At 63.8% G+C, this 9,204-nt stretch carries 9 protein-coding genes and 1 pseudogene; 5 read left to right on the forward strand and 5 right to left on the reverse strand.

Annotation, left to right across the window (positions count from 1 at the left end; genetic code table 11):
- Positions 1-133 precede the first annotated feature (133 nt).
- Positions 134-697, reverse strand: coding sequence for a methyltransferase family protein (locus MAXJ12_RS09130; protein WP_244421467.1), 564 nt, complete (start codon positions 695-697; stop codon positions 134-136).
- Between the two features lie 152 nt (positions 698-849).
- Between MAXJ12_RS09130 and MAXJ12_RS09135 the strand changes: the two genes are divergently transcribed.
- Entirely contained in the window at positions 850-1,722 is an 873-nt protein-coding gene (locus tag MAXJ12_RS09135; RefSeq protein WP_008835537.1) for an alpha/beta fold hydrolase, read from the forward strand.
- A gap of 21 nt (positions 1,723-1,743) precedes the next feature.
- Here the strand turns inward: MAXJ12_RS09135 and MAXJ12_RS09140 are convergent, their stop codons facing one another.
- The 3 genes from MAXJ12_RS09140 to MAXJ12_RS09150 all read right to left on the reverse strand — a co-directional run bounded on the left by MAXJ12_RS09140 (position 1,744) and on the right by MAXJ12_RS09150 (position 6,025).
- Entirely contained in the window at positions 1,744-2,670 is a 927-nt protein-coding gene (locus MAXJ12_RS09140) for a cation diffusion facilitator family transporter (RefSeq protein WP_008835538.1), read from the reverse strand.
- Between the two features lie 211 nt (positions 2,671-2,881).
- The gene (locus tag MAXJ12_RS09145) at positions 2,882-5,071 is read right to left on the reverse strand and encodes an anthranilate synthase (RefSeq protein WP_008835539.1); all 2,190 of its coding nucleotides are present in this window, start codon (positions 5,069-5,071) and stop codon (positions 2,882-2,884) included.
- A 303-nt stretch (positions 5,072-5,374) separates the two neighbouring features.
- The gene (locus tag MAXJ12_RS09150; RefSeq protein ID WP_008835541.1) at positions 5,375-6,025 is read right to left on the reverse strand and encodes a glutathione S-transferase family protein; all 651 of its coding nucleotides are present in this window, start codon (positions 6,023-6,025) and stop codon (positions 5,375-5,377) included.
- Between the two features lie 324 nt (positions 6,026-6,349).
- On the opposite strand from MAXJ12_RS09150, the pseudogene MAXJ12_RS09155 reads away from it, so the two are divergent.
- A pseudogene (locus MAXJ12_RS09155) lies at positions 6,350-7,134 on the forward strand (SDR family NAD(P)-dependent oxidoreductase).
- Here the strand turns inward: MAXJ12_RS09155 and MAXJ12_RS09160 are convergent.
- Complete coding sequence (locus tag MAXJ12_RS09160; RefSeq protein WP_139043837.1) at positions 7,100-7,336, reverse strand: hypothetical protein; 237 nt, start codon at positions 7,334-7,336, stop codon at positions 7,100-7,102. The pseudogene MAXJ12_RS09155 and the gene MAXJ12_RS09160 sit on opposite strands and share 35 nt — an antisense overlap.
- A gap of 244 nt (positions 7,337-7,580) precedes the next feature.
- On the opposite strand from MAXJ12_RS09160, the gene MAXJ12_RS09165 reads away from it, so the two are divergent.
- The 3 genes from MAXJ12_RS09165 to MAXJ12_RS09175 form a co-directional block, all read left to right on the forward strand.
- Entirely contained in the window at positions 7,581-7,961 is a 381-nt protein-coding gene (locus tag MAXJ12_RS09165; protein ID WP_050898806.1) for a YciI family protein, read from the forward strand.
- A complete protein-coding gene (locus MAXJ12_RS09170; protein ID WP_008835544.1) occupies positions 7,958-8,320 on the forward strand; it encodes a YciI family protein in 363 nt (120 codons plus the stop codon). The genes MAXJ12_RS09165 and MAXJ12_RS09170 overlap by 4 nt, the downstream gene beginning before the upstream one ends.
- Before the next feature lie 14 nt (positions 8,321-8,334).
- A partial coding sequence (locus MAXJ12_RS09175) for an RNA polymerase sigma factor (RefSeq protein ID WP_202946677.1) occupies positions 8,335-9,204 on the forward strand: 870 nt, incomplete at its 3' end.

Raw genomic sequence — 9,204 nt, forward strand, 5'->3', positions numbered from 1 at the left:
GGCGGTTGCGAATCCGGGTTCATCATTGCGTCTTAGACGCAACCATTGGGCCATGCCAGCCGGGATGATCGCGCGATTTGGTCCATGGACGAGGTATTGGTTGGCGGCGGTTGAGTTGTCTCCGGTGACGCGTCTAGCTGCCGAACCTCGGCCAGAAGAAGCCGGCGCGCGCCTTGTAGGCTTCATAGTCGCCAGCCAGAGGCGTGCCCCGGAACTTTTTCTCCTCGGCGAGCGCGGCCGTGACGTAGATCGCCGTAAAGATCGCGACCGGCAGGATCGTCCAGGCCGACCATGCGGCAATCGCCCAGCCAGACCAGAACAGGAGATAGGATGTGTAGAAGGGATGCCGGAGATACCGGTAAGGGCCGTCGGTGACGATGCCGTGCGGATTTTCAGGATCGAAGGCAAACCGCAGCCGGGCCTTGCGCGAAGCCGATATCGCCGCCCAGAACAGGGCGGCACCGGCCAACTGTATGCAGAGCCCGGCAATCTGTCCGGCGGCCGATTGGTGCTGACTCCAGACGAGGTAGAGAAAAAACACGGATGTCGCTGCGACCCCGGCGGAAATCATCTTCGCGCCGGCCGGCATTTTCGAAGACGCGAAGTGGCCGCGAAGCGACCAGCTGTAGGACGCGATCACCGCGACGCTCACCATCGTAACGATGAGATCGAGAGCCAACTGCATTTTGGAACCCAAGGCTGGAGTTCCCCCCAGGTCAAGGTAGCGGCGGATGGCCTGCAGACGCAAGGAACGGCTGCGTCGGTTAACCGGTTGTTAACCGCTATCGTACACCGACCGTATAGCGCTTGCTGCGATGCTTGGCGGCTATCCTTCGAGGTCCGTCACAAATGCCGATCGCCGATAAGACAATCCGCACACGCCACGCTGCAATCCGGCTCAGCGAGACGTCGGGCAGATCACTGCCGATCCTGATGCTGCACGGATCGGGCTGCGCAAGGCAGGTCTTTGCGAAACAGCTTTCTGGACCGCTCGGCGAAATTCACCGGATGATCGCCATCGATCTTCCCGGCCACGGCGAATCCGGCGATGCCCTTGACCCGCCGTCCGCGTACACGATCAGCGGCCTTAGCGCCGCAGTCGGCGATGTTCTCGACGAACTCGGCATCGGTCGGGCGATCGTCTATGGCTGGTCGCTCGGCGGACATGTCGCGATCGAGCTGATGGGTTCGCATCCAGCGGTCGCCGGCCTGATGCTGACCGGAACGCCGCCTGTTGCGCGCGGCCCGCTAGGCTCGCTGCGTGGCTTCCACACCCATTGGGACCTGCTGCTCGCCTCGAAACGACACTATTCCGAGCGCGACGTAGAGCGTTTCGCAAAGCTTTGCTTCGGCGACAGCGGCGATCCTGCATTTCTGGATATGATCCGGCGCGCCGACGGCCGCGTGCGCACCAATGTGTTTAAGAGCATGATGCTCGGCGACGGCGTCGACCAGAGGAGGGCTGTTGAGGACGCAGCCGTGCCTGTGGCGATCATCAACGGAGCCGACGATCCGTTTGTCCGATTGAGCTATATCGCCGGGCTTTCCTATGTTTCGCTGTGGGACGGTCGCTGCCACGTCATCGCCGGAGCGGGGCATACGCCATTCTGGCAGGCGCCCGAAATCTTCAACCCGCTGTTCCATCGCTTCGTCCGCGCTGTACTGGAGCGTGAATTCGAAACCGCCGCGCGCGAAAAAAGGAATGTCAGCGGCGCCGCCTGAGGGCCAGCGCCCTCGCCGGCTTCACGCGAAGGGCACGGCTGATGTTCCGGGCGGCAGCTTGGCCTCGTCGTCCGGCTCGACATGGATGATGACGCGCACCGAGGGAATTTCGGCCCGCAGCGCATCCTCGATACGGTCGCAGATGACATGGCTTTCGCCGACGGTCATGCCGGCGTCGACCACCAGATGGAACTCGATGAAGGTGGCGCGGCCGGCAATGCGCGTCTTCAGGTCGTGCACCTCAAGCGCGCCCTTGCAGTTCGCCGAGATTATGTCGCGGATGCGGAAATGCTCGGCGGTGTCGACGGCGCGGTCCATCAGGCCCTGGACCGACGAGCCGATGACGTGCCAGCCCTGCCACAGGATGTTGAGCGCAACGACGACCGCGAGCGCCGGGTCGAGGATGGTCCAGCCGGTGGCGACAGCGCCGATCAGGCCGATGATCACGCCGACCGAGGTTATGACGTCGGTCATAATGTGCTTGCCGTCGGCGACCAGCGCCGGCGATCTTCCGGCGCGGCCGGCTCGGATCAGCACCGTCGCCCAGACGAGATTGATGACCGAGGCCGCGCCGTTCACCGCAAGCCCGGCCCAAGGCTGGTCGAGCACGACCGGCATCTGCCATGCCCGCCACACTTCGACGAGGATCAGGAGCGCGGCGACCACGATCAGCACGCCTTCGAGCACGGCGGAAAAATACTCGGCCTTGTGATGGCCGAAGGGGTGGTCCTGGTCGGCGGGCGTGTGGCTGATCTGGATCGCCCAGTAAGCGGCGGTGGCCGCGATCACGTTGACGATCGATTCCAGCGCGTCGGAATAGAGCGCCACCGAGCCGGTCATGCGCCAGGCGACGAATTTCAGGCCCATCACCAGGAATGCGACGGCGATCGACCAGAAGGCGAGGGCGGCGATCTTCTGCTTCGAAGGCTTCGAAACAACCGCTGTCATCGAGGCGATGACGCTCTGTCGCGCCCCCCTCTGTCCTGCCGGACATCTCCCCCACACGGGGGGAGAGTGGGTGTCATCAATGATTTCGCCAATCGCCGACGTTTCAGAACAAGCGGCGGCAAAGCGGTCGGCGAATCTCCCCCCTTGTGGGGGAGATGTCCGGCAGGACAGAGGGGGGCAACGTAGGGTGCCGACCTCGCCGAAATCACAACTAAGCCGCCTTTTCCTTGGCCTTCCTCGGCAGATGGGCGACGATGTTCTCGATCATGCGCATGCCGGCGTTCTGGCCGAGCGTCATGATCGATTCGGGATGGAACTGCACCGCCGCCACCGGTTCGTTCTTGTGCTCGAAGGCCATGATCACGCCGTCCTCGGTCTCGGCAGTGACGAGGAAATCGTCGGGCAGGCGCACCGGGTCGGCGAAGATCGAGTGGTAGCGGCCGACCGTGACTTCCTTCGGCAGGCCGGAGAAGATCACGCCGGGCTTCGAGACGCGGATGCGCGAGGGCTTGCCGTGCATCGGGATGTGGAGCTGCCTGAGCTCCCCGCCATAGGCCTCGGCCAGCGCCTGCAAGCCCAGGCAGACGCCGAAGATCGGCAGGTCGCGCGCCCGCGACTTCTTGATGGTCGCGGCGCAGTCGAAATCCTTGGGCAGGCCGGGGCCGGGCGAGAGCACGACGAGATCGGGCTTCAGATGGTCGAAGACCTCGTCCGGGACCGGTGAACGCACCGTCGAGACGGTCGCGCCGGTCTGGCGGAAATAGTTCGCCAGGGTGTGGACGAACGAATCCTCGTGATCGACGAGCAGTATGTTGACGCCGTCGCCGACCTTGGCCGTCTGGCGTTCTGCGGCGGCTGAATTACCGGCTTTGGCGTCGCGAATGGCGGATAACATGGCGGATGCCTTCAGTTCTGTTTCGGCTTCTTCTTCTTCCGGTACGCTGTCAAACAGCAATGTGGCGCCTGCGCGCACCTCGGCAATGCCGTCCTTGATGCGGATGGTCCGGAGCGTCAGGCCGGTGTTCAGGTCGCCGTTGAAATGCACCATGCCGATCGCTCCGCCATACCAGGCACGCGGGCTCTTCTCGTTCTGTTCGATGAAGCGCATGGCCCAGAGTTTCGGCGCGCCGGTGACGGTGACCGCCCAGGCATGCGACAGGAACGCGTCGAAGGCGTCCATGCCTTCGCGCAGGCGGCCCTCTATGTGGTCGACCGTGTGGATCAGCCGCGAATACATCTCGATCTGACGGCGGCCGATGACGCGCACCGAGCCCGGCTCGCAGACCCGGCTCTTGTCGTTGCGGTCGACGTCCGAGCACATGGTTAGCTCGCTCTCGTCCTTCTTCGAGTTGAGCAGCTTCAATATCTGCTCCGAATCGGAGATCGCGTCGTCGCCGCGCTTGATGGTGCCGGAGATCGGGCAGGTCTCGACCCGGCGGCCATTGACCCGCACGAACATTTCGGGCGACGCGCCGATCAGATATTCGCCTTCGCCAAGATTGATGAAGAAGGAATAGGGCGAGGGGTTGATCAGCTTCAGCCGGCGCGAGATTTCGGAGGGCTGGGTCTCGCAGCGCTCGTAGAACATCTGGCCGGGCACCACCTCGAACAGGTCGCCGCGCCTGAAACTCCCCATCGCCCTTGTGACCAGCTTGGCATACTCGCCCGGCTCATGGTCGCCGCGCGGCGGGATGCGGTCGGACGGCCGGAACGGCTCGGCTTCGCTGTCGCGCGGCAGGTTCTCCGTGGAAAATCCATCGCCGGAATAATCGTAGCGGTCGTGCCAGGCTTTCGCCTGGTGATGGTCGACGACCAGGATCTCGTCCGGGAGGTAAAGCACCAGGTCGCGCTGGCTTTGCGCGCGCTCCAGCTTGTGCTCGACCGGGTCGAACTGGAAGGCGAGATCATAGCCGAAGGCGCCATAAAGGCCGAGATTGGCGTCCTGGTCGGTCTTGAACAGCCCGGTGATGATGCGCAGCACTGTGAACACCGAAGGCACGCGGCTGCGCTCCTCCTCGGTGAAGACGCGGCCCGGCTCGGCCACGGTCAGCGCCAGGCGGCGCTTGCTGGTCTGGGTGAGGGCGACATCCTTTTCAGCCAGCAGCGCGCGCGCGATGGCCGGCAGCAGCACCTCGCCGCGGCTGTTCAGCGCCTCGATGCGCATGGCCCGTCCGCGCGCGGAAACGACCAGCGGCGGGTCTATGATGGCCGTGTCCCAGCGGGTGTAGCGGCCGGGATATTCGTAGTTGGAGGAAAACACCGCGCCGCGCCGCGCATTCAGCCCGTCGATATAGGTCTCGATCGCGCCGGCATAGGCGGTGTCGTGGCGTTGCCTGGTAATGGCGATGCCGCCTGCGGTGACGAACCGTTCAGCGCCGTTTTCGAGAGTTTCGACAGACATTCCCCGTCTCCATAGTTCTGCCAAACGGACCCGGAACGCCTTTTCAAAAACAAATGGCCGCCCGGAAATTCCGTTGCGGCCACAAAGTTTTCACGCGCACGCGCTCACCAGGCCGCAATCAGCAGGCCCACCACCAGAGCATCGTGTTCGAAACCGAATTCATGGATTTTTCATAGCGGCGAACGGTCGGTGGCGCAACTGGATTCGGTCGGCGGCGTCTCGGTTGAATTTCGGCTTGCGGCCCGCAGCCGTCGACAGGTTAGACGATGAACGGCTCGATTGAGGCCGGGGAGCGGACCGTCGTCAGCCGGTCGATGCGGCGGTGAAAACCGCCAGTTGAGCGTCGTAAGCGCGCTTGTAGGCGGGCCGGGTTTCGCCGCGGGCGACATAGGCGGAGAGGTTCGGATATTCCTCCAGTATACCCGTCCCGTCCAACCTGCGCAGCACCATCACCATCAGGAGGTCACCGGCGCTGAACACTCCATCGAGCCAGTCGGCCTCGCCAAGGCGGCTCGAAAGCTGGTCCAGCCGGGTGCGGACGCGATCATCGAGAACAGACAGGAGTTCCTCGCACCACGGCTTGTCCCCCACAACGAACGGGGCCTGTTCGCGTTCAACGATCGGCGGCTCCACCGTGTTGAGCGCGGCAAACATCCATGTGATCGCGCGCGCCCGGGCATTTACATCATCTGGCAGAAGGCCCGCATGGCGCTCGGCCAGATGAAGCACGATCGCCCCTGTTTCGAACAGGGCGAGATCGCCTTCTTCATAGGTCGGAATCTGCCCGAAGGGATGAATCGCCAGATGCGCGGGTTCCTTCATCGCACTGAACGAAACGAGACGAACCTCGTAAGGCTGGCTCACTTCTTCGAGCGCCCAGCGAACACGCATGTCACGTGCCAGACCCTTGCCGCCATCGGGCGACCGTTCAAAGGCGGTAATGGTAATGGTCATTGTTGTTCTCCATAACTCGTCTGTCTTGAAGACGATCGGCTAAACGAGATACCGACACTCCCTGCTCGAGCTAATCCTCGCGGTCAGTTCAAGTTCAACTCAAGGGACGCGTTCTTGCTGCTGTTGAGCGTCAGCTTTGTCCGCACGCCGCCCTTCGCAAGGCGTTTGGCGGCCGGCAGTTCCCGCCCACAGCCAAAATTCCCAACTGGGAGACTGCTGATTTGATGGCGACCTTCGGCTGTTGACGCGCACCTTGGGTTTGAAGGAAGCTGCGTGGCCTGCGGGGCAAGCCGGCGCCTTGCGCACACCATGGAGATTTACCCGATGCCCGTACAGGAAAGCACGCTCACCATCCCCGATCTCGCCGGCAAGGCCGTGCTGGTCACCGGAGGCTCCACCGGCATCGGGGCGGCGCTGGTCAGCGCCTATGCCGCCCAGGATTGCCGCGTCGGCCTGCACTACAATGCGAGCGCCGAAAAGGCGGAAGCGCTGGCGGCGGAAGTCCGCGACAAAGGCGGCGAGGTCTTCCTGGTCAGGGCGATTTCTCCGTCTCGGCCGATGTCACGCGCGTCGTCGAGGAGACGGCCAGCCATTTCGGCCGCCTCGATGGGCTGGTCAACAATGCCGGCGGCATGCTCGGCCGCCTCCCCTACAGCGAGATGACCGACGCGCAATACGACGCCGTGATGGACCTCAACGCCCGCTCGGTCATCACCGCCTGCCGCGTGGCTATCCCATGGCTGAGGAAGAATGGCGGTTTCATCGTCAACACGACCTCGGTCGCGGCGCGCAACGGCGCGGGCAATGGTGCAGGTGTCTACGGGTCGGCCAAAGCCTTCGTCTCAAACGTCACCCGCGGCCTTTCCAAGGAACTCGTCGCCGACAGGATTCGTGTCAACGCGGTGGCGCCGGGCCTCATCGTCACCCCTTTCCACGAGCGTTGGACATCGCCCGAGCAGATGAAGGTGCAGGTCGCGACCGTTCCGATGGGTCGCGCCGGCACGGCAGAAGAGTGCGTCGGCGCCTATCTGTTCCTCTCCTCCGATCTGCTCTCCGGCTACATCACCGGCCAGGTCATCGAAGTGAATGGTGGGCAGTTGATGCCGTGACATCGGCTCGCGCGGCAACCTCTTCCGCCGTCTGGAGGGAGCCGGCGAACTCGAGGAAGGCGAAAACAATCGCGACGACGAGGGTTGCAGCGACAAACCGCGCGGCGGCATCGCGCAGGCCATGCTCCGTCCATTGAAACGCCTTGGCGCTGCCGCGCTTCGACGCCGCGGCCATGTGGTTTGTGATCATCATCATCGACATATCCATGACGCATCGCCTTTCTCGATCCGCGAAAACCGGCGCGGGACCGGGCGAGGCATTTTCCTGCCTCGCCCGATAATCGAAGCGGCCAGCGGCAAATCGACATTTGGCCGGGAAAAAATTCGCCGGCCGAAGCGCGGGGTGCGGTTTGCGGAACCGCGCCACGAATTGTTAGGCTCGTTGTCGAATTCCGGCTGTGCCGTGCGACTAGCGTGTGTCTGGACAATTATTCATGAGGCAAACGATGAAATACGCTTTGCTGGTCTATCTCGAGGAAGCGAAGTTCGATGTCATGACGCAGCGCGAGCGCGACGGCTACGTCAATGCGTCGCTGGACCATGACGCAGAACTCAAGCGCAGCGGCCACCTCATCATGGCGCAAGCGCTCAAGACGCCGCCGCACGCGGTCAGCGTGCGCAAGCGCGAAGGAAGGGTGAGCGTCACCGACGGGCCTTTCGCCGAAACCAAGGAACATCTCGGCGGCTTCATGCTGATTGAGGCGCGTGACCTCAACGAAGCGATCAAGATCGCCGGCGACGATCCGCTGGCGCGGATCGGCACGATAGAGGTGCGGCCGTTCGAGGAACTCACCTATATCGACATTCCGGAGGAGGAGAAGCGATGAAATATCTGTGCCTGGTGCATATAGACGGGGAAGCGATCGGGAAGCTCAACGAGGCGGAGGGCAAGGATCTGGATCGCCGTTCGATCGAATATGACAAGGGGCTCGAGCGCCGCGGCGTGTACATTACCTCCGATGCCTTGCAGGGACCGGAAACCGCCAGGATCGTGCGCGCGAGGAACGGCAAGGTCTCGACCACCGACGGGCCCTATGCCGAGACCAAGGAGCATCTGGGCGGCTTCATCCTGATCGATGCGTCCGGCATGGACGAGGCGGTGGAAATCGCCGCGAATATCCCGGTGGGCCAGTACGGGACGATCGAGGTGCGGCCCATCATGCAGATGGGCCCGGACCGGCAATGAACGAGGCGCGCGGCATCGAACGGACGGTGGAAGCCATCTACCGTTCCGAGTCGCGCCGCGTGGTCGCCACGCTTATCCGCCTGCTCGGCGATTTCGATCTGGCGGAAGAAGCGCTGCACGATGCGTTTGCCGCGGCTTCGGAGCAATGGCGGCGTGACGGCGCGCCGGCCAATCCGCGCGCCTGGCTGGTGTCTACCGGCCGCTTCAAGGCCATAGATCGCTTGCGCCGCCGCGCCCGTTTCGACGCCTCGCTGACCGAGATTGCCGAACGGCTGGATGCCGAGAACCAGGATGCCGCGATGCGGGAGGCGGAAGAGATCGAGGACGACCGGTTGCGGCTGATCTTCACCTGCTGCCATCCGGTGCTGCCGCCCGATGCCCGGCTTGCGCTGACGCTGCGCGAAGTCTGCGGCCTCACGACCGAGGAGATCGCGCGCGCCTTCCTGACCGCCGCGCCGACGCTGGCGCAGCGCATCGTGCGCGCCAAGACAAAGATCCGCGACGCGAAAATTCCCTACGAGGTGCCCGCGCTCGCCGATCTGCCGGACCGGCTGGATAGCGTTCTCCACACCATCTATCTGGTGTTCAACGAGGGCTATTCGGCATCCTCCGGGGCTTCGCTGACCCGGCACGACCTTTCCGGAGAGGCGATCCGGCTCGGCCGGCTGCTGGTCGAATTGCTGCCGGAGCCGGAAGCCCTCGGCCTGCTGGCGCTGATGCTTCTGCAGGAATCGCGCCGAGCCGCGCGCAGTTCGCCTTCCGGCGAACTGGTGCTGCTCGCGGACCAGGATCGCTCGCTGTGGGACCGGAAGCAGATCGAGGAAGGGACGGCGCTCCTCGAGCGCGCGCTGTCCTCGCGACGCTTCGGCCCCTATACGCTGCCG

Source organism: Mesorhizobium alhagi CCNWXJ12-2, from assembly GCF_000236565.1.
Taxonomy (GTDB): domain Bacteria; phylum Pseudomonadota; class Alphaproteobacteria; order Rhizobiales; family Rhizobiaceae; genus Allomesorhizobium; species Allomesorhizobium alhagi.

What these genes read in the sequence shown, in the direction of transcription:
- MAXJ12_RS09135 (WP_008835537.1), top strand. Translation starts at nt 850, where the DNA reads ATGCCGATCGCCGATAAGACAATCCGCACACGCCACGCTGCAATCCGG.
- MAXJ12_RS09140 (WP_008835538.1), bottom strand. Translation starts at nt 2,670, where the DNA reads ATGACAGCGGTTGTTTCGAAGCCTTCGAAGCAGAAGATCGCCGCCCTC.
- MAXJ12_RS09145 (WP_008835539.1), bottom strand. Translation starts at nt 5,071, where the DNA reads ATGTCTGTCGAAACTCTCGAAAACGGCGCTGAACGGTTCGTCACCGCA.
- MAXJ12_RS09150 (WP_008835541.1), bottom strand. Translation starts at nt 6,025, where the DNA reads ATGACCATTACCATTACCGCCTTTGAACGGTCGCCCGATGGCGGCAAG.
- MAXJ12_RS09160 (WP_139043837.1), bottom strand. Translation starts at nt 7,336, where the DNA reads ATGTCGATGATGATGATCACAAACCACATGGCCGCGGCGTCGAAGCGC.
- MAXJ12_RS09165 (WP_050898806.1), top strand. Translation starts at nt 7,581, where the DNA reads ATGAAATACGCTTTGCTGGTCTATCTCGAGGAAGCGAAGTTCGATGTC.
- MAXJ12_RS09170 (WP_008835544.1), top strand. Translation starts at nt 7,958, where the DNA reads ATGAAATATCTGTGCCTGGTGCATATAGACGGGGAAGCGATCGGGAAG.